The sequence below is a fragment of the Salinarimonas sp. genome (assembly GCF_046292825.1).
In the GTDB taxonomy this organism is placed as follows: Bacteria; Pseudomonadota; Alphaproteobacteria; order Rhizobiales; family Beijerinckiaceae; genus Salinarimonas.
Genome location: NZ_JBKBQG010000001.1, coordinates 142,360 through 165,725, shown reverse-complemented (window position 1 = coordinate 165,725; position 23,366 = coordinate 142,360). Strand labels below are relative to the sequence as shown.

Annotated in this window: 24 protein-coding genes; 14 read left to right on the top strand and 10 right to left on the bottom strand. The window is 71.0% G+C overall.

Annotated features, from left to right (window positions below):
- Nucleotides 1–16: 16 nt before the first annotated feature.
- The 6 genes from phnL to phnG all read right to left on the bottom strand — a co-directional run bounded on the left by phnL (nt 17) and on the right by phnG (nt 4,953).
- Complete coding sequence (gene phnL, locus ACK4UM_RS00810; RefSeq protein WP_409794242.1) at nt 17–721, bottom strand: phosphonate C-P lyase system protein PhnL; 705 nt, start codon at nt 719–721, stop codon at nt 17–19.
- 286 nt (nt 722–1,007) lie between these two features.
- On the bottom strand, nt 1,008–1,784 hold the full coding sequence (phnK, locus tag ACK4UM_RS00805; protein WP_409794239.1) for a phosphonate C-P lyase system protein PhnK: 777 nt from the start codon (nt 1,782–1,784) through the stop codon (nt 1,008–1,010).
- A complete protein-coding gene (locus tag ACK4UM_RS00800; protein WP_409794236.1) occupies nt 1,777–2,649 on the bottom strand; it encodes an alpha-D-ribose 1-methylphosphonate 5-phosphate C-P-lyase PhnJ in 873 nt (290 codons plus the stop codon). Before ACK4UM_RS00800 ends, phnK begins: the two co-directional genes overlap by 8 nt.
- Nucleotides 2,646–3,902 (bottom strand): carbon-phosphorus lyase complex subunit PhnI, encoded by a 1,257-nt coding sequence (locus ACK4UM_RS00795; RefSeq protein WP_409794233.1) that lies wholly within the window; start codon nt 3,900–3,902, stop codon nt 2,646–2,648. Before ACK4UM_RS00795 ends, ACK4UM_RS00800 begins: the two co-directional genes overlap by 4 nt.
- A gap of 5 nt (nt 3,903–3,907) precedes the next feature.
- Entirely contained in the window at nt 3,908–4,504 is a 597-nt protein-coding gene (phnH, locus tag ACK4UM_RS00790; protein WP_409794230.1) for a phosphonate C-P lyase system protein PhnH, read from the bottom strand.
- Nucleotides 4,504–4,953, bottom strand: a complete 450-nt coding sequence (gene phnG, locus ACK4UM_RS00785; protein ID WP_409794227.1) for a phosphonate C-P lyase system protein PhnG — start codon at nt 4,951–4,953, stop codon at nt 4,504–4,506. Before phnG ends, phnH begins: the two co-directional genes overlap by 1 nt.
- Nucleotides 4,954–5,307: 354 nt before the next feature.
- Between phnG and phnF the strand changes: the two genes are divergently transcribed.
- From phnF to ACK4UM_RS00740, 9 genes are all read left to right on the top strand, one after another.
- Nucleotides 5,308–6,060, top strand: coding sequence for a phosphonate metabolism transcriptional regulator PhnF (gene phnF / locus ACK4UM_RS00780; RefSeq protein ID WP_409794225.1), 753 nt, complete (start codon nt 5,308–5,310; stop codon nt 6,058–6,060).
- Nucleotides 6,061–6,427: 367 nt separating this feature from the next.
- A complete protein-coding gene (locus ACK4UM_RS00775) occupies nt 6,428–7,258 on the top strand; it encodes an inositol monophosphatase family protein (protein WP_409794222.1) in 831 nt (276 codons plus the stop codon).
- A 30-nt stretch (nt 7,259–7,288) separates the two neighbouring features.
- Nucleotides 7,289–7,798 (top strand): ClbS/DfsB family four-helix bundle protein, encoded by a 510-nt coding sequence (locus tag ACK4UM_RS00770; RefSeq protein WP_409794219.1) that lies wholly within the window; start codon nt 7,289–7,291, stop codon nt 7,796–7,798.
- A gap of 386 nt (nt 7,799–8,184) precedes the next feature.
- Entirely contained in the window at nt 8,185–9,639 is a 1,455-nt protein-coding gene (trmFO, locus tag ACK4UM_RS00765) for a methylenetetrahydrofolate--tRNA-(uracil(54)-C(5))-methyltransferase (FADH(2)-oxidizing) TrmFO (protein ID WP_409794216.1), read from the top strand.
- Between the two features lie 93 nt (nt 9,640–9,732).
- On the top strand, nt 9,733–10,851 hold the full coding sequence (locus ACK4UM_RS00760; protein WP_409794213.1) for a hypothetical protein: 1,119 nt from the start codon (nt 9,733–9,735) through the stop codon (nt 10,849–10,851).
- Nucleotides 10,852–10,952: 101 nt separating this feature from the next.
- A complete protein-coding gene (locus ACK4UM_RS00755) occupies nt 10,953–11,825 on the top strand; it encodes an S-methyl-5'-thioadenosine phosphorylase (RefSeq protein WP_409794210.1) in 873 nt (290 codons plus the stop codon).
- Between the two features lie 36 nt (nt 11,826–11,861).
- On the top strand, nt 11,862–12,392 hold the full coding sequence (locus tag ACK4UM_RS00750; protein WP_409794207.1) for an adenine phosphoribosyltransferase: 531 nt from the start codon (nt 11,862–11,864) through the stop codon (nt 12,390–12,392).
- A gap of 180 nt (nt 12,393–12,572) precedes the next feature.
- Nucleotides 12,573–13,103 carry a single-stranded DNA-binding protein gene (gene ssb, locus ACK4UM_RS00745; protein WP_409794204.1) on the top strand — a complete coding sequence of 177 codons (531 nt, stop codon included), beginning with the start codon at nt 12,573–12,575 and terminating at the stop codon, nt 13,101–13,103.
- Between the two features lie 260 nt (nt 13,104–13,363).
- Nucleotides 13,364–13,912 (top strand): putative glycolipid-binding domain-containing protein, encoded by a 549-nt coding sequence (locus ACK4UM_RS00740; RefSeq protein ID WP_409794202.1) that lies wholly within the window; start codon nt 13,364–13,366, stop codon nt 13,910–13,912.
- Nucleotides 13,913–14,006: 94 nt separating this feature from the next.
- On the opposite strand, the gene ACK4UM_RS00735 is transcribed toward ACK4UM_RS00740, so the two are convergent.
- From ACK4UM_RS00735 to ACK4UM_RS00725, 3 genes are all read right to left on the bottom strand, one after another.
- Nucleotides 14,007–14,351 carry a hypothetical protein gene (locus ACK4UM_RS00735; protein WP_409794199.1) on the bottom strand — a complete coding sequence of 115 codons (345 nt, stop codon included), beginning with the start codon at nt 14,349–14,351 and terminating at the stop codon, nt 14,007–14,009.
- Nucleotides 14,352–14,426: 75 nt separating this feature from the next.
- Nucleotides 14,427–15,587 carry a S8 family peptidase gene (locus tag ACK4UM_RS00730; protein ID WP_409794196.1) on the bottom strand — a complete coding sequence of 387 codons (1,161 nt, stop codon included), beginning with the start codon at nt 15,585–15,587 and terminating at the stop codon, nt 14,427–14,429.
- Nucleotides 15,588–15,761: 174 nt separating this feature from the next.
- Nucleotides 15,762–16,367: a hypothetical protein gene (locus ACK4UM_RS00725; RefSeq protein WP_409794193.1), complete on the bottom strand. Its 606-nt coding sequence runs from the start codon at nt 16,365–16,367 to the stop codon at nt 15,762–15,764.
- Nucleotides 16,368–16,683: 316 nt separating this feature from the next.
- On the opposite strand from ACK4UM_RS00725, the gene ACK4UM_RS00720 reads away from it, so the two are divergent.
- The 4 genes from ACK4UM_RS00720 (at nt 16,684) to ACK4UM_RS00705 (ending at nt 21,024) form a co-directional block, all read left to right on the top strand.
- Nucleotides 16,684–17,937 (top strand): murein L,D-transpeptidase, encoded by a 1,254-nt coding sequence (locus ACK4UM_RS00720; protein WP_409794190.1) that lies wholly within the window; start codon nt 16,684–16,686, stop codon nt 17,935–17,937.
- 133 nt (nt 17,938–18,070) lie between these two features.
- Nucleotides 18,071–18,832 (top strand): SDR family NAD(P)-dependent oxidoreductase, encoded by a 762-nt coding sequence (locus ACK4UM_RS00715; RefSeq protein ID WP_409794187.1) that lies wholly within the window; start codon nt 18,071–18,073, stop codon nt 18,830–18,832.
- A gap of 30 nt (nt 18,833–18,862) precedes the next feature.
- Entirely contained in the window at nt 18,863–20,080 is a 1,218-nt protein-coding gene (locus tag ACK4UM_RS00710) for an acyl-CoA dehydrogenase family protein (RefSeq protein WP_409794184.1), read from the top strand.
- Between the two features lie 152 nt (nt 20,081–20,232).
- A complete protein-coding gene (locus ACK4UM_RS00705; RefSeq protein WP_409794181.1) occupies nt 20,233–21,024 on the top strand; it encodes a hydroxypyruvate isomerase family protein in 792 nt (263 codons plus the stop codon).
- Between the two features lie 13 nt (nt 21,025–21,037).
- Here ACK4UM_RS00705 and ACK4UM_RS00700 read toward each other — a convergent pair whose 3' ends face one another.
- Nucleotides 21,038–22,291, bottom strand: coding sequence for an AI-2E family transporter (locus ACK4UM_RS00700; protein WP_409794178.1), 1,254 nt, complete (start codon nt 22,289–22,291; stop codon nt 21,038–21,040).
- Nucleotides 22,292–22,467: 176 nt separating this feature from the next.
- Here ACK4UM_RS00700 and ACK4UM_RS00695 point away from each other — a divergent pair, with 176 nt between their 5' ends.
- Nucleotides 22,468–23,355 carry a cation diffusion facilitator family transporter gene (locus tag ACK4UM_RS00695; RefSeq protein WP_409794175.1) on the top strand — a complete coding sequence of 296 codons (888 nt, stop codon included), beginning with the start codon at nt 22,468–22,470 and terminating at the stop codon, nt 23,353–23,355.
- Nucleotides 23,356–23,366: the final 11 nt, after the last annotated feature.

Genomic DNA, 23,366 nt, shown 5'->3' with positions numbered 1-23,366 from the left:
TGGTCCGGCATGGCGATCAGGCGGCTTCGTTAGCCGCGAAGCGTGTCACGTCGACGACACGGGTGGCGAGCGCGTCGCGGATGTCCGCGTCGTGGAAGATGCCGACGATGCCCGACCCCGCTGCCCGCGCCTCGCCGACGAGCTCGGCGACCACAGCACGATTCGCCGCGTCGAGCGAGGCCGTCGGCTCGTCGAGGAGGAGGAGCGGGCGCGGGGCGGCGAGGCCGCGGGCGATGTTGACGCGCTGCTGCTCGCCGCCGGAGAAGGTCGCCGGCGGCAGGTCCCAGAGCCGCTCGGGCAGGTTGAGCCGCGCCAAGAGATCCCCCGCCCGCGCCCGCGCCGCCGCCTCCGGCATTCCGCCCTCGCGCGCCGCCGCGGTCACGATGTCGCGAGCGCCGACGCGGGGGATCACACGCAGGAATTGGCTGACGTACCCCATCGTCGTGCGCCGCAGCCGCAGGATCTCGCGCGGCTCGGCGCGGGCGACGTCGATCCACCGCTCGCCCTCGCGCAGATCGATGGCGCCGCGGTCGCAGCGGTAATTGCCGAAGATCATCTTCAGGAGCGACGATTTCCCCGCGCCCGACGGCCCGCCGAGCACCACGCATTCCCCCGGCTCGACCGCGAAGGACACCTCCGCCACGACGGGCAGACGCGCGCCCCCGCGCAAATGGAGGGTGAAGGTCTTCGACACGTCTTCGAGGACGAGGAGGGGAGGCATCGTGGGGGGGCCTTTCAACGTCGGCGAAAGCGAAGCGGGCGGCTCTCCTTCCCCTCAGGGGAAGGTGGCCCGGCGGCGATAGCCGACGGGTCGGATGGGGTCATTCGCGCCGAAGGCGCGAAGGGGCGTGGTCCTAAAGCGCCTTACGTAAGGAGAAGCCCGACGCCCCTTCGACCCTTCGGGTCGAAAGACCCCATCCGTCTCCGGACCCTGTTCGGGTCCGGAGCCACCTTCCCCTGAGGGGAAGGAGAGAAACGCCCGGCTCTCCGTCGTCATCGCCACCTCCTCAAGCCGCCAGAACCGACGAGACCAACAGCTGCGTATAGGGCTCCGCCGGGTCGTCGAGCACCTGATCCGTGAGCCCCGCCTCCACCACGCGGCCCTGGCGCATCACCATGATGCGGTGGGAGAGGAGGCGGGCCACCGCGAGGTCGTGGGTGACGATGATCACGGCGAGCCCCAGCTCCGCGACGAGCCCGCGCACGAGATCGAGGAGGCGCGCTTGGACCGAGACGTCGAGGCCGGACGTCGGCTCGTCCATCAGCACGATCCGCGGGCGGGTGACGAGGTTGCGCGCGATCTGGAGGCGCTGGCGCATGCCGCCCGAGAAGGCGCGCGGGTTGTCGTCGATCCGTGCCGCGTCGATCTCGACGCGGGCGAGCCAATCCGCCGCCTCGCCGCGGATGCGCCCGTAATGGCGCTGCCCCGTCGCCATCAGCCGCTCCCCGACATTGGCGCCGGCCGAGACGCCCATGCGCAGGCCCGCCGTCGCGTCCTGGCGGATGAAACCCCATTCGGTGCGCATCAAGGCCCGCCGCCGCGCCTCGTCGAGCGCGAGGAGGTCGTGAACCGCGCCCTCGCTCGTGCGATAGGAGACGGCGCCCGCGCTCGCGGGCAGCTCGCAGGCGAGGAGCGACAGGAGCGTCGACTTGCCCGATCCCGATTCGCCGACGATCGCCAAGACCTCGCCGGGGAAGAGATCGAAGGACACGTCCGCGCAACCGATGCGCGATCCGTAGAGCTTGCCGAGGCCTCTCGCCTCGAGGAGGGCGCCCTCACGCATGCTCCGCCTCCGTCGGTTGGGGGCCCTTGTGCCCCGCCGCGCGCCGCTCCTCGCAATGGTCGGTGTCCGAGCACACGAACATCCGCCCGCCGCGATCGTCGAGCACCACCTCGTCGAGATAGACGCCCCTCGCGCCGCACAGCGCGCAGGGCTCGGCGAAGGTCTGCACGCGAAACGGGTGGTCCTCGAAATCGAGCGAGCGCACGCGCGTATGCGGCGGGATCGCGTAGATGCGCTGCTCGCGACCCGCGCCGAAGAGCTGGAGGGCGGGCGACAGGTCCATCTTCGGGTTGTCGAATTTCGGGGTGGGCGAGGGGTCCATCACGTAGCGCCCCGCGACCTCGACCGGATAGGCGTAGGTCGTGGCGATATGCCCGTGGCGGGCGATGTCCTCGTAGAGCTTGACGTGCATGAGCCCGTATTCGGCGAGCGCGTGCAGCGTGCGCGTCACGCTCTCGCGCGGCTCGAGGAATCGTAAGGGTTCGGGGATCGGCACCTGGTAGACGAGGATCTGGCCCTCGACGAGCGGCGTCTCGGGGATGCGGTGGCGGGTCTGGATGATGCTCGCCTCGCGCGTCCTGGTGGTGGTGGCGATGCCCGCCGTGCGGGCGAAGAACTTGCGGATCGAGACCGCGTTCGTGGTGTCGTCCGCCCCCTGGTCGATCACCTTGAGCACGTCGGCGGGCCCGACGATCGCCGCCGTCACCTGCACGCCGCCGGTGCCCCAGCCATAGGGCATCGGCATTTCGCGCGAGGCGAAGGGCACCTGATAGCCGGGGATCGCGATGCCCTTGAGGATCGCGCGACGGATCATCCGCTTCGTGCCCTCGTCGAGATAGGCGAAATTGTAGGTGGGACCGCTCATGCTCCCTCCTCCTCCGATCCGCTCTTCGCCGCCGCGTGTTCGGCGCGCAAGAGCCGCACGAGCTCGAGCTCGGCCTGGAAATCGACGTAATGGGGCAGCTTCAGGTGCTCGACGAAGCCCGTCGCCTGGACGTTGTCGCAATGGGCGAGCACGAATTCCTCGTCCTGGGCGGGGGCGACGCGCTCCTCGCCGAGCTCGCCCGCCCGCAACGAGCGGTCGACAAGACTCATCGACATCGCCTTGCGCTCGCTCTGGCCGAAGACGAGGCCGTAGCCGCGGGTGAATTGCGGCGGCGTCTCGGGCGTGCCCTTGAACTGGTTGATCATCTGGCACTCGGTGACCAGGATCTCGCCCATCGGCACGGGAAATCCGAGCTCTTCGGGCACGATCTCGACCGCGACATGCCCGATCCGCACCTCGCCGACGAAGGGATGCGTTCGGCCCCAGCCGCGCTGCGTCGAATAGGCGAGCCCGAGCAGCCAGCCCTCGTCGCCGCGCGCGAGCGCCTGCAGGCGCAGATCGCGGGAGGTCGGGAAGCCGAGCGGCGCGCGGGTGAGATCGGCGATCGGCGCGCCGGGCTCGGGCAGGCGCTCGCGCTCGACGAGATCCTCGCCCGCGAGGAGATCGGTGACGCGGGGCATGGCCACTTCTGTCATCCCGGACGCCGAAGGCGATCCGGGACCCATAGACTCCACGTCCGTACGAGCGCGCATGCCGCGCTCGCTCTTCGACATCTCCGCGGGCCGATGGGGAGAAACGCAGCCTACAGGCTGCGACCCGATCGTCGTGGGTCTGGGTCCCGGATCGCCTTCGGCGTCCGGGATGACAGCATCGTGCTCGTGCCCCTCCTCGCCCCCATCGACCTCCAACAGCCGATGCGTGTAATCGAATGTCGGACCCAGCACCTGGCCGCCCGGCAGATCCTTGTAGGTCGCCGAGACGCGCCGGATCGGGCGCATGCGGGCGGTGTCGAGGGGCTCGGCATAGCCGATGCGCGGCAGCGTGGTGCGGTAGGCGCGCAGCAGGAAGATCGCCTCGATCATGTCGCCGCGCGCTTGGGCGATGGCGAGCGCGGCGAGCTCGCGATCGTAGAGCGAGGCCTCCGCCATCACCCGGTCGACGGCGAGCGCGAGCTGCGCGTCGATCTGCTCGGTGGTGATCCGAGGGATCTCGGTGGGCCCGCGCCGACGCTCGGCGAGGAGCCGGTGGGCATTGTCGATGGCGGCCTCGCCGCCCTTCACCGCGACGTACATCGGCTCTACTCCACGATGCGCGTGGTGCGCGGAAGGCCGGCGACGGCGTCTCCGGCAACCAGCAGGAGATCGACGCCGCAGGGGAAGAGCGCGTTGTTCGCGCCGATCCGCGCACGGAAATCCGCCGGCAGCGGACCCGCGTCGAGCCGTGCGCGGCCCGCGATCCCGGGGCCCTCGAGGACGAAGCCGGAGCCCGTCTCGAGCCGCGAGACCGCGAGGACGAGCGTCGTCGAGCGGTCGGGATAAGCGGGCTCGCCGAGCGCGAAATCCGCGAAGGGACTGCAGCGCGGCGCGTCCGCGATCAGAGCGAAGGCCGCCGCCTTCGGATCGCTCACGATCGCCGCTCCGGTGTGGAAGCGCAGCCAATCGGCGACGGCCGGCGCCTGCGCGAGCGGCGCGTCGAGGTAGAGCGGCGCGTCGGCGTCCGCGAGCGTGAGCGCGATCGCCGCGAGACCCGGCGGCAGCGGCGCGGGCGGGGAAAGCCGCGTCGGCAGCCGCCGGATCGTGCCCGGCCGCGCGAGCGCCTCCATCACCGAGCGGAAGGCGGCCTGCGCATCGAGGACGGGATCGGCGAGGCCGGGGGCGAGGGCGTCGGAATGCATCAATCCTCTCCGCGCACCATGGTGAAGAAGTCGACCTTCGTGGCGGCCACCTGCGCCGCCTCCTCCGCGCGCTCCTGCGCGATGCGCCGCGCGATCGGCGCGAGCGCGGCCTCGACCGGAGCGGGGTCGCGCTGCAGCAGCGCGTCGAGGATCGCGGCGGCGCGCGCCTTCGCGGCGTCGCGGCCGAGATGGTAGGCGAAACCGCTCTCGCCGCTCTCGAGGCGCACGGCGGCGCGAGTCACGCTCGCCTCGCCGAGATTGAACGCGCCCCCGTCCCCGCCGATGCGCCCGCGCAGCATCGCGAGCCCGGTTTGGGGCGGGCGGAGGTCCGTCGCCGCGGGGGCGCCGAGGGCGGCGAGCGCGTCCGCGAGCTCGGCCGCACGGGCGCCGGCGCAGATCGCCATCGCGGCCTGCCGGCGGGCGAGAGGATCGTCTTCGCGTGTCGTCACAAGCGCCTCCCTAAAAATCCCTCCCCGGAGGGGAGGGTGGCCCCTGGAGCGGAGCGACAGGAGTCGGGTGGGGCCCGACGCCTGAAGGATGGTCTCGACCCGGGCCCCACCCGGCCGGTCTCGAAATCCCTCCCCGGAGGGGAGGGTGGCCCCTGGAGCGGAGCGACAGGGGTCGGGTGGGGCCCGACGCCTGGAGAATGGTCTCGACCCGGGCCCCACCCGGCCGGCCTCGCTTCGCTCGCCCGTCCACCCTCCCCTCCGGGGAGGGATGAGCGGGGAGAGATTTTCCGCTCGACCGAACTTGTCGAGTGTTATAGACAATTCGCCACCCGCGTCAAATGAAGCTTCCGTGACATGCGCCCGAACGCCTCCCCCATCGCTCCCGAACCCCTCTCCCGCGGAGAGGGCGTCGCCGCCTGGCGGCAGATCGTCGACGGAATCGAGGCGGACATCGCCGCGGGCGTCCTTGAACCCGGTGCGAAACTGCCGCCGGAGGTGCAGCTCGCCGAGCGCTTCGGGGTGAACCGCCACACGCTGCGGCGCGCGCTCGCGGTGCTCGCCTCGCGGGGGCTCGTGCGGGCGACGCAGGGACGCGGGACCTTCGTCGAGGCGCGTCCCCTGCCCTATCCGGTGGGACCGCGCACGCGCTTCTCGGAGATCGTGTCGGCGGCGGGACGCACGGCCTCGGGCGAGCTCGTCTCGGCGCGCGCCGTCCCGGCCGATCCGCACGTCGCGCGGCGCCTCGCCGTCGCGGAGGGCGCGGAGGTGCTCGAGATCGTCACCCGCCGCGCCGCCGACGGCACGCCGATCGCGCTCGCGACCTCCCATCTGCCGCTGCCGCGGCTCGCCGGCTTTCCGGATCTCTTCCGCGAGACGGGCTCGATCACCAGGGCCTTCGCGATGCTCGGCATCCCCGATTACCGGCGGCTCGAGAGCCGGGTCACGGCGCGCCCGGCCGCGCCCGACGAGGCGGCGGCGCTCGATCTCGTCCCCGGCCGTCTCCTCCTCGTCCTCGACACCGCGAATGTCGACCCGAACGGCGTGCCGGTGCAGGCGACGCGCGCCCTCTTCCCCGCCGACCGTGTGGAGCTCGTGATCGAGCCTTGAGATTTCCAGAATCGTTTTCAGAGGTGTCATCCCGGACGCCGAAGGCGATCCGGGACCCAGACGCCCGACGGTTCAGTCGCAGCCTATAGGCTGCGTTTATCCGACGATCGGTGCGGCAAGGGTGCGGAGCGAGCGCGGCATGCGCGCTCGAACGGTCGTCGGAGCGTATGGGTCCCGGGTCCGCTTCGCGGCCCGGGATGACAGCCCTCGAAAGATTCACGAGCCTTGAGCGGGACGCGGAACCGGGGCGCGTCGCGCGCGCTTGACGGCCCGGCATCAAACGTGGTTTTCGAGGCCATCCTGTTCGACACGAGCCGGCGCTCTCGCGCCGAAGCCGCCATCCGGTCGCGGAGGCGCTGGAGAGATCATGATCCGCACTCCTCTGATCACCGTGATGGTCGATGCCGTGATGAAGGCCGCCCGCGGCCTCAAGCGCGATTTCGGCGAGGTCGAGAACCTCCAGGTCTCCCGCAAGGGCCCGAGCGACTTCGTCTCGGCGGCCGACCGCAAGTCGGAGGAGGTGCTCTACGAGGCGCTCGCCAAGGCGCGGCCCGGCTACGGCTTCAAGATGGAGGAGCGCGGCATCGTCGAGGGCGCCGACAAGAGCCACGTCTGGCACATCGACCCGCTCGACGGCACGACGAACTTCCTCCATGGCATACCGCAATTCTCGATCTCGGTCGGCCTCGAGCGCGACCGGCAGATCGTCGCGGGCGTCGTCTACGACCCGATCAAGGACGAGCTCTACGTCGCCGAGCGCGGCCAGGGCGCGTTCCTCAACAATCGCCGGCTCCGCGTCTCGGCGCGCACCGATCTCGCCGATTGCCTGATCGCCTGCGGCGTGCCCTTCCTCGGCCACGGCAACCATCCCGAATTCCTGCGCGAGCTCGCCGCCGTGATGGCGCGCACCGCGGGCGTGCGGCGCATGGGCTCGGCCGCGCTCGACCTGTGCGCGGTCGCCGCCGGGCGCTGCGACGGCTATTGGGAGCGCAACTTGTCGAGCCACGACATCGCGGCCGGCGTCGTGATCGTGCGCGAGGCGGGCGGCTTCGTGTCCGACGCCGACGGCGGGGAGCGCATCCTCGAGAAGGGCTCGGTCATCGCCGGCAACGAGAGCGTCCAGCGCGAGCTGATCAAGATCCTCAAGGCGGCCGGCAAGGTCACGCCTGCGCCGACGCCCGCCCCCTCGGCGGAGTGAGCGGGCGGCGTTCGCCGCGGGAGGGCGCCCATGCCGGCCACGACACGCGACGCGCTCATTGCGGTCACCGAGCGCGAATACGCCAAGTTGAGCGCCGCGATCGAGCCGATTGCGGACGACGTCGCCCTCGCCAAGGACGCGGACGGCATCTCGATCAAGGATATCGTCGCCCACCGCGCCCATTGGCTCGCCCTGTTCGCGCGCTGGTACGCGGACGGGATGGCGGGCAAGACGGTCCACTTCCCCGACGAGGGATACAAGTGGAACGAGCTCCCGCGCTACAATGCGGATCTGCGGGCCCGCCAGGCCGGGCTCTCCTGGGCGCAGGCGAAGGCGCTCCTCGCCGAGCGGCACCAGGCGCTCCTCGCCTTCCTCCGCGACCGCGACGATGCCGAGCTCTACGGCGCGCCCATGCAGGGCGCGCACAACGACTGGACGCCGGGGCGATGGGCGGAGGCCGCGGGCCCGAGCCATTACCGGTCCGCCACGAAATACATCCGCGCGCGCCTGGGCGAGGCGGGTCGCAAGCGGGCGGGGTAGCGCGCGCCTCCCGGTGTCGCGTTCGGACGAAGCGCCTGCGGCGCGAGTCGCACGCTGGGTTCCCTTCCCCTGCGCCGCTTTCGCGGCTCCGGCCGGGAATGACACGGGTTGCGGCTCAGGTGTGTCATCCCCGGCTGGAGGTCGCGGAGCGACCGGAAGGGAAGGGGACCCAGCACCAGAAGATGCTTGCGAAGCAAGTGCCTATGGCGGCGACGAGCCGCCTCGCCGGCGGCAGCAGGAGCGCCTGCGGCGCATTTCATACGCTGGGTCCCCTTTCCCTCCGCCGCTTTCGCGGCTTCGGCCGGGGATGACACCTTTCGTGTCGTGCTCGCCCGCGACCCCCGCTTCCCTTGACGCCGCGCGCGCCCTCGCGCATCTGTCGACCCATGTCGCAGAACCCTTCCCCCCTCGCCCCCGTCCACGTCGTCGGCGGTGGGCTCGCCGGATCCGAGGCCGCCTGGCAGATCGCGCAGGCGGGCGTCCCCGTCATCCTCCACGAGATGCGCCCGGTGCGCATGACCGAGGCGCACAAGACGCACGGGCTCGCCGAGCTCGTCTGCTCGAACTCGTTCCGCTCGGACGACGCCGAGGCGAACGCGGTCGGATTGCTCCATCAGGAGATGCGCCGGCTCGGCTCCTTGATCATGGAAAAGGGCGACGCCCACCAGGTGCCGGCGGGCGGCGCGCTCGCGGTCGATCGCGACGGCTTCTCGGCGGCCGTGACGGCCGCGCTCGAGGCGCATCCTCTGATCACGATCGATCGCGCCGAGGTCGCCGGTCTGCCGCCGGAGGAATGGGACAGCGTCATCGTGGCGACCGGTCCCCTCACCTCGCCGGCGCTCGCGGAGGCCGTGCGCGGGCTCACGGGGGAGCGCGAGCTCGCCTTCTTCGACGCGATCGCGCCGATCGTCTATCGCGAGAGCATCGACATGTCGGTCGCCTGGTTCCAGTCGCGCTACGACAAGGCGGGACCGGGCGGCACGGGGGCGGATTACATCAACTGCCCGTTGAATCGCGAGCAATACGAGACCTTCGTCGACGCGCTGATTTCGGGCGACAAGACCTCGTTCAAGGAATGGGAGGCGAACACTCCCTATTTCGACGGCTGCCTGCCGATCGAAATCATGGCCGAGCGCGGGCGCGAGACGCTGCGCCACGGTCCGATGAAGCCGGTGGGCCTCACCAATCCGCACAAGCCCGACGAGAAGCCCTACGCGGTCGTCCAGCTGCGCCAGGACAACGCGCTCGGCACGCTCTACAACATGGTCGGCTTCCAGACGAAGCTCAAATACGGCGCGCAATCGGCTATCTTCCGCACCATTCCGGGGCTCGAGAACGCCGAGTTCGCCCGCCTCGGCGGCCTTCACCGCAACACCTATCTCAATTCGCCGAAACTCCTCGACGCGACCCTGCGCCTGAAGACGCTGCCGCGGCTGCGCTTCGCCGGGCAGATCACGGGTTGCGAGGGCTATGTCGAGAGCGCGGCGGTGGGCCTGATGGCGGGGCGCTTCGCCGCCGCCGAGCGGCTCGGACGCGCGCTCGCCTCCCCGCCGCAGGAGACCGCGATCGGCGCGCTCCTCGCCCACATCACCGGCGGCCACATCGCCGCGCCCGAGGACGAGGAGGGCGGCGAGGCGGCGGCGGCGAAGCCGCGCTCGTTCCAGCCGATGAACGTCAATTTCGGCCTCTTTCCGCCGCTCGAGCGCATGCCGAAGCACCCGGACGGCAAGCGCCTGCGCGGCACCGAGAAGGCGATCGCCAAGAAGCGCGCGCTCACCGACCGCGCCCGCGCCGCGCTCTCCGCGTGGCTCGGCGAGGAAACCGCTCAGGCGGCGGAGTGACGGGCGATCGGGAGGCGGAGCGGCCACGGTTAACGGGCCGCTAACGCAAAGGCTCGTATTCTCGCGCTCGCGCGTCAGCCCACCCGAGCCTCCATGCCATCCCGCGGCCCTTCCGATCTCGATCTCGAGCGCCTGACCAGCCTCGCCACGGCGCGCGACGACGTCGCGCCGGTGGTGTTGCGGGTGCAGGCCGACCTGTTTGCGGCCGCCCGGCGGCGCGACGATGCGGAGGCCGTGGCCTTCGCCGAACTCGCCGTCGCCTTGCTGCCGCGGGTCGACGCGGACACGGCCGCCCATGTCGCCCGGCGCGTTGCAGCCCTGCCGGAGACGCCCCTGTCCGTCGCGGCGAGCCTCGCCGCCTGCGGTGGGGAAGCCGGGCGGCTCGTCGCCGCGCTGTCCCCCCATGCCGGCGCGCTCGTACGCGACCCCGCCCTCGACAGCCCGCTCGCGACGCTCGCCCGCGCGCGCCGCGCCGACCTCTCCCCGCCCGAGATCGAGCGCCTCGCCGCGCTCGCCGATCCGGCGATCGACCGTGCCCTCGCGGACAATCCCCGCGCGATCCTGCAGGGGCGCGTCCGGGACGCCCTCGTCGCCCGCGCCCGCACCGAGGTGCGCCTCGCGGAGGCGCTCCTCGCGCGCTCCGATCTCGAGCCGGAGGACGCCGCCGCGCTCTATCCGCACGCGGAGCCGGCGCGCCGCGCCGCCATCCTCGCCAGGCTGGCCGCGACGCCGCGCCCGACCGGCGCCGCGACCGTGCTGCCGCGCCCGCCCCTGGACGTCGCCGCGGCCCTCGTCGGCGCCGCCGAGCGCTCCGATCGCGCGGCCTTCGGCTCGCAGCTCGCCCTCGCGCTCGGCCTCGACAGCGTGCCGGACTGGCGCTTCGACGAGCCCGCGCGCCACGATCTCCTCGCCTTCGCGCTCCTCGCCGCAGGCCTCTCCGAGGAGGCGGCGATCCGCATCTTCCTCACCCTCGACCCGCGCATCGCGCGCTCCGTCGAGACCGTGTTCGGGCTCGTCGCGCGGCTGCGGGCGACGCCACGCTCCGTCGCTGCGCGGCTCGTGTCCTGCGTGTACGACGTCACGCTCGCGAGCCATCGCCGCGGCGCCCGTCACGTGCCCGTCCTCGCCTCCGACGAGCGCCGCCGCGCCGCCCCGGCGAAGAGCGGCGCCCTGTCTTTCGTCGACCGCGCCGCGCGGCGCGAGCGGGGTTGAGGGAGCGTCCCCGCCCCTCCCGGCGCCCGCATTTTGGACGCGACGCGGGCGCCGCGCCGCGCTAAGTTTCGCGCGCTCGCAACCTTGACGGAGGCTGACGGATGGCGCGCGCGGTGCTCGGCGTGATCGGCGGATCGGGGGTCTACGACCTGCCCGGGATGGAGGACGTCCGCGAGGAGGCGATCGAATCGCCCTGGGGCGAGCCGTCCGACGCGATCCGGCGCGGGCGGATCGGGAACACGGAGGTGGTGTTCATGCCGCGCCACGGCCGCGGCCACCGGATGTCGCCCTCCGACATCAATTACCGCGCGAATATCGACGTGCTCAAGCGCGCCGGCGTCACCGACCTCGTCTCGCTCTCGGCCTGCGGCTCCTTCAAGGAGGAGCTGCCGCCGGGCCTGTTCGTGCTCGTCGACCAATTCGTCGACCGCACGCACAAGCGCGAGAGCTCCTTCTTCGGCAAGGGCTGCGTCGCCCACGTCTCGATGGCGCACCCGGTCGGCCCGCTCCTCCAGGGCCGCCTCCACGCGGCGGCGCAAGCGGAGGGCATCGCCGCCGTGAAGGGCGGCACCTATGTCTGCATGGAGGGCCCGCAATTCTCGAGCCTCGCCGAGAGCCTCGGCTACAAGGCGGCGGGCTACGACGTGATCGGCATGACCAACATGCCCGAGGCCAAGCTCGCGCGCGAGGCGGAGATCACCTACGCCACCGTCGCGATGGTGACCGACTACGATTGCTGGCACCCCGAGCACGGCGCCGTCGACGTCGCCGCCGTGATCGCGGTGGTGCGCGAGAACGCGGCGAACGCCGCGCGCCTCGTCGCCCGCCTCGCCCGCGACCTGCCGCCCGAGCACGAGGCCTGCCCCGTCGGCTCGGACCGCGCGCTCGAGGTCGCGATCATGACGGCGCCCGACAAGCGCGACCCCGCCCTCCTCGCCAAGCTCGACGCCGTCGCCGGCCGCGTGCTCGGCTGACCCGCTCAGACGCAATCTCCAGAGAGCCGCACGACCATGGAAGAGCTCAAGGCCGCGATCCGCACGATCCCGGATTACCCGAAGCCCGGCATCATGTTCCGGGACATCACGACGCTGCTCGGCGACGCCCGCGCCTTCCGCCGCGCGGTGGACGAGCTCGTCAACCCCTATGCGGGCACGAAGGTCGACAAGATCGCCGGCATCGAGGCGCGCGGGTTCATCCTCGGCGGGGCGATGGCGCACCAGCTCTCGGCAGGCTTCGTGCCGATCCGCAAGAAGGGCAAGCTGCCCCACCAGACGGTCAGCGTCGCCTACGCGCTCGAATACGGCTCGGACGAGATCGAGATCCACGCCGACGCCCTGGTCGCGGGCGAGCGGGTGGTGCTCTGCGACGACCTCATCGCCACCGGCGGCACCGCGACCGCGGCCGTGGAGCTCCTGCGACGCATCGGCGCGGAGGTCGTCGCCTGCTGCTTCGTCGTCGACCTCCCCGACCTCGGCGGCGCCGAGCGCCTGCGGGGGTTGGGGGTGGAGGTGCGCTCGCTGGTGGCGTTCGAGGGGCATTGATTCCACGAACGCCGCGCCTGCTCGCGCGGCATTTCGCTTGCGCCGGAACAAAAAGCGAACTAACTTATCTGTGTGCGGACGGTGGACAAGTGGCGGGGCGGGGCCCGAGGGGCTTGCGAGGGTGGCTCCGCGACCCCACAAAAGGCGCTTGTTTACGAGGCAAGGACGGAGGCTCGGGCGATGGCGGGCGTCAACAAGGTGATCCTGGTGGGCAATCTCGGGAAGGATCCCGAGGTGCGCCGCACCGCCAACGGCGACCCGGTCGTCAATCTGCGCATCGCGACCACGGAGACGTGGCGCGACAAGCAGACCGGCGAGCGGCGCGAGAAGACCGAGTGGCACTCCGTGGTGATCTTCAACGAGCCGCTCGGAAAGGTCGCCGAGCAATATCTGAAGAAGGGCTCGCAGGTCTATATCGAGGGCCAGCTGCAGACCCGCAAATGGACCGATCGCGAGGGCCAGGAGAAGTACACGACCGAGATCGTGCTCCAGCGCTATCGCGGCGAGCTGACCCTGCTCGGCGGCCGCGGCGGCGGCGGGGGTGGCGGTGGTGGCGGCGAGATGGACGACGATTACGGCGGCGGCGATTTCGGCCGCTCCTCGCCGATGGAGCGCCGCCCGGCGACCGCAGGCGGCGGCGGTGGGGGCGGCGGTGGCGGCCAGGGCGGCGGCGGGCCGCGCTACGATCTGGACGACGACATCCCGTTCTGAGGCGTGCCGCCCGTTGCGGGCGGGCGGGTCGTGGTGAGCGGGCCGGCGGGGCGGGCGCGTGGGGCCGGCGAGAAGTCGCGCGGTCGGACCGCGCGGGGGCTTTGCGCTCGCGGCGGTGCGGCGGTGCTGTGGTGCGCATGGGCGCGGCTCGCAAGACCCGCTCTCGCAAGAGCGTGGCGCGCCAGCGCGGCTCGCGCGGCCGATCTCGCGAGTGCGTCGCGCGACAGCGCGGCTCGCGCGAGCTCGAAGGAGGCGCATTCATGATCCCCGCGCGGCCGATGATCCGCAGATGGATGCGCGTCGACGAGCCCGGTCTCGAGGTGCTCGTCGTGGAGCCCGAGGGCGACGGGCTGCGGGCGTCGGGCACCGTCGTTCATGCTGGCGAGGACCCGTTCGGCCTCGCTTACGTCTGGCACCTCGACGAGGCGTGGAGGACGCGCTCGCTCGCGCTGCGTTTGTCCTCGCCGACGCCGCGGGAGATGACGATCCGGCGCCTCCCCCACGGCTGGGCGATCGACGGGCGCGAGGCGCCGAGCCTCGCGGGCTGCGCCGAGATCGACCTCTCGGCGACGCCCTTCTGCAACACGCTCGCGATCCGTGCGCTCGCAGGCACGGGCGAGCTCGATACCCTCTATGTCGACTTTCCCTCGTTGCGCGTCTCGCCCTCGAGACAGCGCTACGAGGCGCGCGCGCCCGGGCTGTGGCGCTATCTCGATCTCGGCGTCGCGAACGGCTTCGAGGCCGATCTGCGGACGGACGAGGAGGGCTTCGTCGTGGATTACGAGGGGCTGTTCCGGGCGATCGGATAGGACGGCGCCGTCCAGGCGCGTGCCGACCGCCGGAGGAAACGACGCTCGCGGTCGCGTTTTCCGAGCGCTCTTCGGGTCTCACCAGTCGCGAGGATCACGCGTCGATCGGCTTGGGGCGAATGTCGTCGATCTGCGAGGGCAAGACGGCGCTGACACGCTCGTCACCGATGACCCGCTCGATCAGGCTCGGCGCCGCCTGCAGCGTGAAGCTGCGAGCGATGCGGCTCACTCGACCGACCTGGGCGCGGCCTTCGCGAGCGCCGATCGCATCGCACGCGCCTCCAACGATGTGGCGCGCGCAATCGGCCACGGCGTCGGGGGCGACGGCCTGCGTCAGGAACACCTGCACGGAAACGGTCCCGTCAGGCGACGTCTGCGCCTGGCGACGCAGGGCGGCGATTACCGCCGGCGGATCCCAAGAGGTCGGATCGCGTCCCATGCTCGTCTCCACTGGCCCGTCTCGAAACGTTACGCCGAGACGGGCCTCTCGGCAATCCGCGAGCCCGAGCCTCCATCAGCCGGTGGCCGTTCGCGGCCCCGATCGCGGCGCCGCCGACGGGCTCGCCTGGAGCACAGCGTAGGCACGGACCGCGTCGGGCAGGCCGGCCCCGGCAGTGCCGGCGGTCATCGAGCCCACCAGGCGGCACGACGCGATGATCGCATTCTCGACGTCGTCGATCGTGGCCGAAGGGACCGCCTGCATGAGGAGGGCGGCGAGACCCGAGACGTGAGGCGCGGCCATGGAGGTGCCCGAGCTCGAGACGTATTTTCCGCCCGGCGCGCTCGATACCACCCCGACTCCGGGGGCGACGAGCTTCGGAACGCTGCCGTGGGCGAACCTCTGAGACCCCGAGAACGAGGCCACGGCGTTCTGCCTGTCGATCGCCCCGACGGAGAGCACGTTCCCGTAATTGCCCGGCGACCGGCTGGTGCCGGGTCCTTCGTTGCCGACGGCGACGACCGGCAGCACGCCTTGGGCCCGCAGAGCGTCGATCAGGATCTGGAATGCGGGCGTGAAGCCCCGCAATCCCAGCGAGAGATTGACCACGCGCACCCTCTCCTCGATCATCCACTCGAGGCCGCCGAGGATCCGCTCGACCACGTTGCCCCCCTCGATCACGTGCGCCACGACGAGGTCTGCGCCCGGAGCGACGCCGATCGCCTCGCCATTGGTCGGGCGACCGGCGATCGTTCCGGCCGTGTGCGTCCCGTGCGTTCCGGAATCGGTCGGCGGGGCACCCGGCACCGGGTTGCCCAGACGGTCGAAATATCGGTAGGCGGCCACGGCTTTCGACAAGGCCGGGTGCGTCGCGTCGATTCCGGTGTCGAGATGTCCGACCCTCACGCCCTTTCCTGTGATCTCGAGCTTCCAGAGGCGGGGGACATTCAGCCGACTGATGCCCCAGGTCGTGCGTTTCGGCTTCTGCGTGGCGCGCATCGCCACGGGCCGAACGAGACTGACCTCCTCCGCCGGCTGCACCTCGTCGATGTGCGGGCTGTGCTCCAACCCCGAAACGTGCTCCCTGTCGACGAAGCCCAGGGCGAGACCGAGACGGGGAAACACGCGCACCCGCGGATGGACCACCCTCTCCGGGTGATCAGGGTCTCCGAGGGCGAGGAGCGTGGGATTCACCTCCTCGGGAGGCTGGAACAGACCTTCGATCTGCTTTTCCATAGCCCCGGCATCTCCCGCTCTGGCGAGCGGACCGGACAACTTGCAAACGACTTGGACGTAGCCTGCAGCAGAGATGATCTCGTGAAGGCGGTCGGGCATGGCATGACTCCATTCTCGTTCGATTCCAGATTGTTTCGATGGCCGTGAACAGGAACGGTACCGCCGGCTCCGCACTCAGGTGCAGCGCCGCGCGACGCACATGGCGATCTCGGCCGCCGAACCGGCGCCGACACGCTTCGTGACGCACGCGACATAAGCTGCGGGTCCCCCGGCGAGAGCGGGGATGCACTGCACGAGCACTCTCATGATGGCGAGACCGCCGCACCGCAGCACGCAGCGCCAGTTCAGGCGCAATGCCGCGTCCGCAGCCGCGGCCGCTGCGCTGACCTGGGCGTGAGGGTCGAGTGCGACGCCGGCTCCGACCTCGAAGGTCCAGCTGTGCTGAAAGACGAGGGGCTCGCTCAACTCGAGCGTGACGACGGCCTTCCCTTTCGAATAGCCGATCGTGATCGTGAGCGCGACCGGAACGGGCCCGATCGTGCCGCGTAGCGTCACCGTCCCCTCGCCGCTCGCGTCGACCGAGGAGCGAGCGACGAGCGCGTCGCCGTCCTGCGTGACGAGAATATGCTCCTCGACGTCGGCTGCGCCGGATGCCGCGGCAGGAAGCATCGCCGCGAGCGCGTTGACCCGTCTCAGCTCGATCGCGGCGAAGGGCAGATCACCATTACCTTCGGCAGCAAGCGCGTTCGCGCTTGCATTGTGACACGTGCACTCGGACATCACCCACCTCCCCATCAAACGGTTGTTAATTCATACCACCTTGAAACGAATTCAAAAAGGGGTGCCCCTCTTTCGTCAGCGCGCTTTTTCTTTCTCAAGGGAAGGACGGTCGAGGAGCGGGGTGTTGCGCCAGCATCACACCCGCCCGAACACGATACCGTGAAGCCCCCCTTCCGGAGCCTTGCCATATTTTGGCCGGCCTGATCATGGTTCGTTAAGCGCAACCACGGCACAGTCCCTCCGAGCCGGGCAGGTGCGGCGCTCCCGCCGCGTCCCCGCCCGTCCACACACGATCAGGAAGAGAGCTTCCCCCAAGATGAGCGCCCGCGCCCTTCTCGTCACCGGCTCCCTCGCTCTCGCCGGCCTCCTCGCCGCCCCGGCGGCGCAGGCACAGATGAATTTCGCCCAGGTCCAGGCCGAGTGGGCGCAGAACTACGACGCGGCGACGACCATGCGCGTCCAGCGCGTCGACACGCCCGTCCTCTCGCGCGAGACCCTCGCGGCGACCGAGCAGACGATCGCGCGCTACGCCGACATCGTCGCCCGCGGCGGCTGGGGCACGGTGCCGAACGCGCGCCTGTCGCTCGGCGACCGCTCCCCGGCGGTGATGGACCTGCGGCGGCGCCTGATCATGTCGGGCGATCTCGACCCCACCGCCGGCTCCTCGGAGGTCTTCGACAGCTTCGTCGAGGCCGCCGTGCGCCGCTTCCAGAGCCGCCACGGCCTCACCGCGACCGGCGCGCTCAACGCCTCGACCATCACCGCGCTCAACATCCCCGCGCAGGTGCGCCTGCAGCAGCTCGAGCTGAACGTCGTCCGTCTGCGCTCCTATTCGGGCGATCTCGGCCAGCGCCACGTCATCGTCAACATCCCCGCCGCGAGCGTCGAGGCGGTGGCGGACGGCGTCGTCGCCTCGCGCCACGCCGCCGGCGTCGGCAAGATCGACCGCCAGTCGCCGATCTTCAACTCGCGCATCATCGAGGTGAACTTCAACCCGTTCTGGACGGTGCCCGCCTCGATCATCCGCCGCGACCTGATCCCGAAGATGCGCCAGGACCCGAACTACCTGACCGACATGCGCATCCGGATCTATAACGGCCGCGGCGAGGAGGTCGACCCGCGCACCGTCAACTGGAATTCGGACGAGGCGACCCGCTTCATGTTCCGCCAGGATCCCGGCGGCGAGTTCAACTCGATGGGCTTCGTGCGCATCAACATCCCGAACTCGCACGGCGTGTTCATGCACGACACGCCCGCGCGCGGCATCTTCGGCGAGGATTTCCGCTTCGTCTCGTCCGGCTGCGTGCGCGTGCAGAGCGTGCGCGACCTCATCGAGTTCCTGCTCGCCGAGACCCCCGGCTGGGATCGCACCCAGATCGACGCCACCTTCCGCTCCGGCGAGCGCATCGACGCGCGCCTGAGCCGCGCGGTGAACGTCTATTGGACCTACATCACCGCCTGGGCGACCCCCGACGGCCTCGTCCATTTCCGCGACGACATCTATCAGCGCGACGGCATCCCCGGCGTGCCGATGGCGAAGCTTCCGGGCGAGGAAGAGGTCGTCAACTGACGCCTCGTCCCCGTCGCCTGCGGCGACATCCCGATGACCTCTTGCGCGCCTTCGGCTTGACCGGGGGCGCGCGCACGTTCAGCCTCCCCTCCGCGATGCGCACGCGACGATGCGCAGGCAAGGAGGGCCGCTCATGGATCTCGGCGCGCGGATCGCCGGAAAGCACGTCGTCGTCACCGGCGCCTCCTCCGGGCTCGGCACCCATTTCGCGACTTTGTGCGCCCGCCACGGCGCGAACGTGATCCTCGCCGCCCGCCGCCTCGACCGGCTCGAGGCGCTCGCCGCGGATCTGCGCCGCGCCGGCGCCGCCTCGGCCACCGCTTACGCGCTCGACGTCACCGACGCGGACGCGATCGCGTCCTTCGTCGCGGCGCTTCCCGAGGCGCCCGACGTCCTCGTCAACAATGCCGGCATCAGCGCGGCCGCGCCCGCTCTCGACACGAGCGTCGCCGATTTCGACGCGGTGACGGCGACCAATCTGCGCGGCCCCTTCCTGCTCGCGGTCGAGACCGCGCGGCGCTGGCGCGCGGCCGGACGGGGCGGGAGCATCGTCAACATTGCCTCGATCCTGGGCCTGCGCGTCGCGGGCGGCGTCGCGTCCTATGCCGTCTCGAAGGCGGCGATCCGGCAGATGAACGCGGCGCTCGCGCTCGAATGGGCGCGCTTCGGCATCCGCGTCAACGCGCTCGCGCCGGGCTATATCGAGACGGACATCAATGCCGACTTCTTCGCCACCCCTGCCGGCGAGGCCATGGTCAAGCGCATCCCGATGCGCCGGCTGGGCCGGCCGGAGGATCTCGACGCCGCCTTCCTCCTCCTCGCGACCGATGCCGCACCCTGGATGACGGGCGTCTTCCTGCCCGTCGACGGCGGGCATCTCGTCTCCGGGCTCTGAGCCCGCCGCGCAACAGGACACGACGCCCCCATGGATTTCACGATCTCGCCCCGCATCGAGGATTACCGTCGGCGCATCGCGGCCTTCGTCGAGGAGCGGCTGATCCCGCTCGAGAGCGACCCCGCGGCCTACGACGATCACGAGAACATCCGCATCGACCTCCTCGACCGGCTGCGGGGGGAGGCCAAGGCGCATGGCCTCTGGTGCCTGCAATTGCGCCCCGAGACCGGCGGCCAGGGCCTGGGCAAGGTCGGCATGGCGGTGTGCTACGAGGCGATGAACCGCTCGATCTTCGGCCCCGCCGTGTTCAATTCGATGGCGCCCGACGACGGCAACATGATGCTGCTCGAGGCCGTCGGCACGCCCGTCCAGAAGGAGCGCTTCCTCGCCCCGATCGTGTCCGGCGCCGTGCGCTCCGCCTTCGTGATGACCGAGCCCCATCCCGGCGGCGGCTCCGATCCCGGCATGATGACGACCCGCGCCGAGCGGCACGGCGACGTCTACCGGGTCTTCGGGCGCAAATGGTTCATCACCGGCGCCGGCGAGGCGCAGCGTTTCATCCTGATCGCGCGCACCTCCGACGATCCCCGCCGCGGCCTCACCGCCTTTCTCTACGAGGCGGACCAGCCCGGCTGGGAGATCGTGCGGCGCATCCCGATCATGGGGCCCGAGGAGCATGGCGGCCATTGCGAGCTCCTCTTCGACGGGCTCGAGATCCCCGCCGAGAACGTCCTGATGAAGGAGGGGGACGGGCTCAAGGCGACGCAGATCCGGCTCGGCCCCGCGCGCCTCACCCATTGCATGCGCTGGCTCGGCCTCGCCAAGCGCTCGATCGAGATCGCGAGCGCCTACGCCGCCGAGCGCCACGGCTTCGGCATCCGCCTCGCCGATCGCGAGAGCGTGCAGATGATGCTCGGCGGGCTCGCGATGAAGATCGAGATCGGCCGCCTCCTCGTGATGAAGGCCGCGTGGGAGCTCGATCGCGGCGGGCGGGCGAAGAAGGAGATCTCGATGGCGAAGGTCGCCGTCGCGAACCTCCTCCACGAGGCCGCCGACACCGCGATCCAGATCAACGGGGCGCGCGGCTATTCGAAGGACACCGTGCTCGAGTGGATCTACCGCTACGCCCGCCAGGCGCGCCTCGTCGACGGTGCCGACGAGGTCCACCGCATGGTGCTCAACGGGTTTCTGGCGCAGGAGGGGCGGGAATTCTGGCGCTGGGAGGTGGGTGGCGATCCCTCCCCGTAGGGGAGGGTGGACTTGCGAGCGAAGCGAGAAAGGCCGGGTGGGGCCCGACCGTTGCCGCGTCATCTCCAACCCGGGCCCCACCCGACCTCCGTCGCTTCGCTCCGGAGGCCACCCACCCCAACGGGGAGGGATGTCAACCGAGGACCCCAGCCATGCCCATCCCCCGCACCCGCTTCACCGCCAACATCGCCCTCCTCTTCCCCGATCGCCCCTTCCTCGACCGCATCGACGCGGCGGCGCAGGCGGGGTTCTCGATGGTGGAGTGTCATTTCCCCTACGACGTCCCGCTCGACGCCTTGAGCGCGCGGCTCGATGCGGCGGGGGTTCGGATGACCGGGATCAACACGCGCCCCGGCGATCCGGAAGCGGGCGATTGGGGGCGCGCGGCGATGCCGGGCAAGGAGGCGCTGTTCCGGGCCGATCTCGAGGAGGCTTTGACCTACGGCGCGGCACTCGGCGTGCGGGGCATCCACGTCATGGCGGGCCATCCGGCGCCAGGCGATTTCCGTCAGGCGCACGCGACCTACGTCGCCAATCTGCGGCTCGCGGCAGAGCGCGCCGCCGCGCACGGGATCACGATCCTCGTCGAACCGCTGAATGCCGTCGACAGACCGGGCTATTTCGTACCGCGCATCGATCCGCTCGCCGAGATCGTGGCGGAGGTCGACCGGGAGAACGTCAAGCTGCTGTTCGATTTCTACCACGTGCAGATCATGGACGGGGACCTGATCCGGCGCTTCCGCCGGCACCTGCCCCTCGTCGGCCACGTGCAGATCGCCGCCGTGCCCGATCGCGGCGAGCCGGACGGGGGCGAGATCGCCTATGGCGCGATCCTCGCGGAGATCGCGGCGTCGGGTTACGACGGCCTGATCGGCCTCGAATACAAGCCGCGCGGGGACAGCACCGCGGGGCTCGCGTGGATGGATCGGCTCGGGATCGGCTGAGAGGCGCCGCCGCCTATTCGCCCGCGAGCGCGCGGGGGCGCGCCTCCTCGGCCGCCCGCTCCGCGCCGCCCCTCTCCTGCGGCTGATCCCGTCGCGGCGGCGGCTCGTCCTCCTCGTCCTCGTCGATCGTCGGGGGACCGCCGAGGAAGGTCGCGATGACGTGCCAGGAGGGCAGATGGTCGCCGATCGTCTTGACGACGACGAGGATCGGCACCGCGATGAGGACGCCCACGGGACCCCAGATCCAACCCCAGAAGGTCACGCCGATGAGGATCGCGACCGGGTTCACGTCGAGCCGCCGCCCGAGCACGAGGGGCGTGACGACGTTGCCCTCCGTCGCGGTCAACGCGATGTAGACCGCCGGCACGAGGAGCGCTGAGGGCAGCGTGTCGAAGGTGACCAGCGCGATCGCGCCGACGATGCCCGCGCCGAGGATCGCGCCGAGATAGGGCATGAAGTTGAGCACCGTCGCCATCACGCCCCAGAGGATCGGCGTCGGCATGCCGACGATCCACATGGCGGTTGCGACCGCGACGCCCAGCCCGCAATTGATCAGCGTGATCGTCAGGAGATAGCGCGAGACCGAGCGCTCGATGTCGCGCACGATGCGAAGCGCCGTCTTCTTCTCGTGGAAGCGCGGCAGGACGTGCACGATGCGCTGGTGGACGTGGTCGCCCGCGGCGAGCAGGAAGAGCGCGATCAGCGTCGCGAGGCCGAGCGTCGTGAGCACGTTCAGGGCGCCGGTCGAGGCTGCCGCGAGGAAGCCCGGCTCGCGCACGACCACTTCGGCCACGGTCGGATCGCTCGCCGCCTTCGTCGCCTCGTCGACCTGGCGCGAGGCCTCCTCGACGGCCCGGAAGCTCCAGCGCAGGCGTTCGAACTCGAGCTGGAGCTCGCGGGAGATCTCGGGGGCGCGGGCGACCCACTCGCCGAAGGGCCCGCGCAGCTGGAGCATGCCGACGCCCAAGGCGAGCGCGAGGCCGAGCACGATGACCGGGGCGCTCAGCGCCGGGGGCAGGCCGCGGCGGGCGAGCGAGCGCGTGATCGGCGAGAGGGTGAGCGCGCCGAGCACCGCGAGCACGAGCGGCAGGAACAGCGTCATCCCGAAATAGAGCGCGCCCGCGCCGAGCACGAGCGCCGCGATGTGGATCGACACGGAGACCGGGCGCGGCAGGCGCAAGGTCGGCTTCGCTTCGCCGCGCGACGCGCCGTTTCCTTGCCCGTTCGCGAGGCCGTTGCGCCCGCCCCTTCCCTCCCGCTCGCTCACGTCGATCCTCCGCTCGTCCAGCGGTTCCACGCCGCGGGAGAGCGGCAAAACGGTCGAGCCTGACGCGGGTTCCCCAGCGTCGTCGCGCCGTCGGAGCGGCGCGGACGGGTGGACGCGGGCGGACGCGTCGCCTAAGGCTTCGCCTCGCAGCGCAACCGAGCGAGAGGAGCCGCGCCGTGACGACCGTGACGCGCCTCGCCATCGGCAGCATCCTGATCGGGCTCCTGGTGCTCGGCCTGAAGCTCGCCGCCTTCTGGGTGACGGGATCGGTCGCGCTCTATTCGGACGCGCTCGAGAGCATCGTCAACGTCGCGGCGGCCGGCGCGGCGCTCGTCGCGATTCGCCTCTCGGCGATGCCGGCCGACATCAACCACCCCTATGGCCACCACAAGGCGGAATATTTCGCGGCCGTGCTCGAGGGCGTCCTGATCGTGGTCGCGGCTCTGTCGATCGCGCGTGCCGCCTATGGCGCGATCCTCGATCCGCAGGAGCCCGAGGCGCTCGCGCTCGGGCTCGCGCTCGCGGTCGTCGCCGGCGTGATCAACGCGGTCTGGGCGGGGGTGCTCGTGCGCGCGGGGACGAAGCACCGCTCGCCCGCCCTCGTCGCCGACGGGCGCCACCTCCAGGCTGACGTCGCCTCCTCTATCGCGGTGGTCGGCGGGGTGAGCCTCGCTTACGCGACCGGATGGGCGATCCTCGATCCGATCCTCGCGCTCGCCGTCGCGATCCACATCCTCTGGTCGGGCTGGGGGCTCGTCAAATCCTCGATCGGCGGCCTGATGGACGAGGCGGTCGCGCCCGAGGAGCTCGCGCGCATCCACGCGCGGATCACGGACGCCGCGACGGGGGCGCTCGAGGCGCACGATCTGCGCACGCGCCGCGCGGGCCGCGTCACCTTCATCGATTTCCACCTCGTCGTTCCGGGCGCGCTGCCGGTGTCCGACGCGCATGCGATCTGCGACCGGATCGAGGCGGGTCTGCGCGCGGAGGTCGGCGAGGCCGTGATCACGATCCATGTCGAACCCGAGGACAAGGCGAAGGGCACGGGCGTCCTCGTTCTGTGAGGGGCGGCCCT

Coding starts and splice junctions, on each gene's coding strand:
- ACK4UM_RS00735 (WP_409794199.1), bottom strand. CDS start 14,351: ATGGGACGCGATCCGACCTCTTGGGATCCGCCGGCGGTAATCGCCGCC.
- ACK4UM_RS00755 (WP_409794210.1), top strand. CDS start 10,953: ATGGCGCGCGCGGTGCTCGGCGTGATCGGCGGATCGGGGGTCTACGAC.
- trmFO (WP_409794216.1), top strand. CDS start 8,185: ATGTCGCAGAACCCTTCCCCCCTCGCCCCCGTCCACGTCGTCGGCGGT.
- ACK4UM_RS00770 (WP_409794219.1), top strand. CDS start 7,289: ATGCCGGCCACGACACGCGACGCGCTCATTGCGGTCACCGAGCGCGAA.
- ACK4UM_RS00730 (WP_409794196.1), bottom strand. CDS start 15,587: ATGGAAAAGCAGATCGAAGGTCTGTTCCAGCCTCCCGAGGAGGTGAAT.
- ACK4UM_RS00800 (WP_409794236.1), bottom strand. CDS start 2,649: ATGAGCGGTCCCACCTACAATTTCGCCTATCTCGACGAGGGCACGAAG.
- phnH (WP_409794230.1), bottom strand. CDS start 4,504: ATGCATTCCGACGCCCTCGCCCCCGGCCTCGCCGATCCCGTCCTCGAT.
- ACK4UM_RS00795 (WP_409794233.1), bottom strand. CDS start 3,902: ATGTACGTCGCGGTGAAGGGCGGCGAGGCCGCCATCGACAATGCCCAC.
- ACK4UM_RS00750 (WP_409794207.1), top strand. CDS start 11,862: ATGGAAGAGCTCAAGGCCGCGATCCGCACGATCCCGGATTACCCGAAG.
- ACK4UM_RS00705 (WP_409794181.1), top strand. CDS start 20,233: ATGCCCATCCCCCGCACCCGCTTCACCGCCAACATCGCCCTCCTCTTC.
- phnK (WP_409794239.1), bottom strand. CDS start 1,784: ATGCGTGAGGGCGCCCTCCTCGAGGCGAGAGGCCTCGGCAAGCTCTAC.
- ACK4UM_RS00775 (WP_409794222.1), top strand. CDS start 6,428: ATGATCCGCACTCCTCTGATCACCGTGATGGTCGATGCCGTGATGAAG.
- phnL (WP_409794242.1), bottom strand. CDS start 721: ATGCCTCCCCTCCTCGTCCTCGAAGACGTGTCGAAGACCTTCACCCTC.
- ssb (WP_409794204.1), top strand. CDS start 12,573: ATGGCGGGCGTCAACAAGGTGATCCTGGTGGGCAATCTCGGGAAGGAT.
- ACK4UM_RS00720 (WP_409794190.1), top strand. CDS start 16,684: ATGAGCGCCCGCGCCCTTCTCGTCACCGGCTCCCTCGCTCTCGCCGGC.
- ACK4UM_RS00725 (WP_409794193.1), bottom strand. CDS start 16,367: ATGTCCGAGTGCACGTGTCACAATGCAAGCGCGAACGCGCTTGCTGCC.
- ACK4UM_RS00740 (WP_409794202.1), top strand. CDS start 13,364: ATGATCCCCGCGCGGCCGATGATCCGCAGATGGATGCGCGTCGACGAG.
- ACK4UM_RS00710 (WP_409794184.1), top strand. CDS start 18,863: ATGGATTTCACGATCTCGCCCCGCATCGAGGATTACCGTCGGCGCATC.
- ACK4UM_RS00760 (WP_409794213.1), top strand. CDS start 9,733: ATGCCATCCCGCGGCCCTTCCGATCTCGATCTCGAGCGCCTGACCAGC.
- phnF (WP_409794225.1), top strand. CDS start 5,308: ATGCGCCCGAACGCCTCCCCCATCGCTCCCGAACCCCTCTCCCGCGGA.
- ACK4UM_RS00715 (WP_409794187.1), top strand. CDS start 18,071: ATGGATCTCGGCGCGCGGATCGCCGGAAAGCACGTCGTCGTCACCGGC.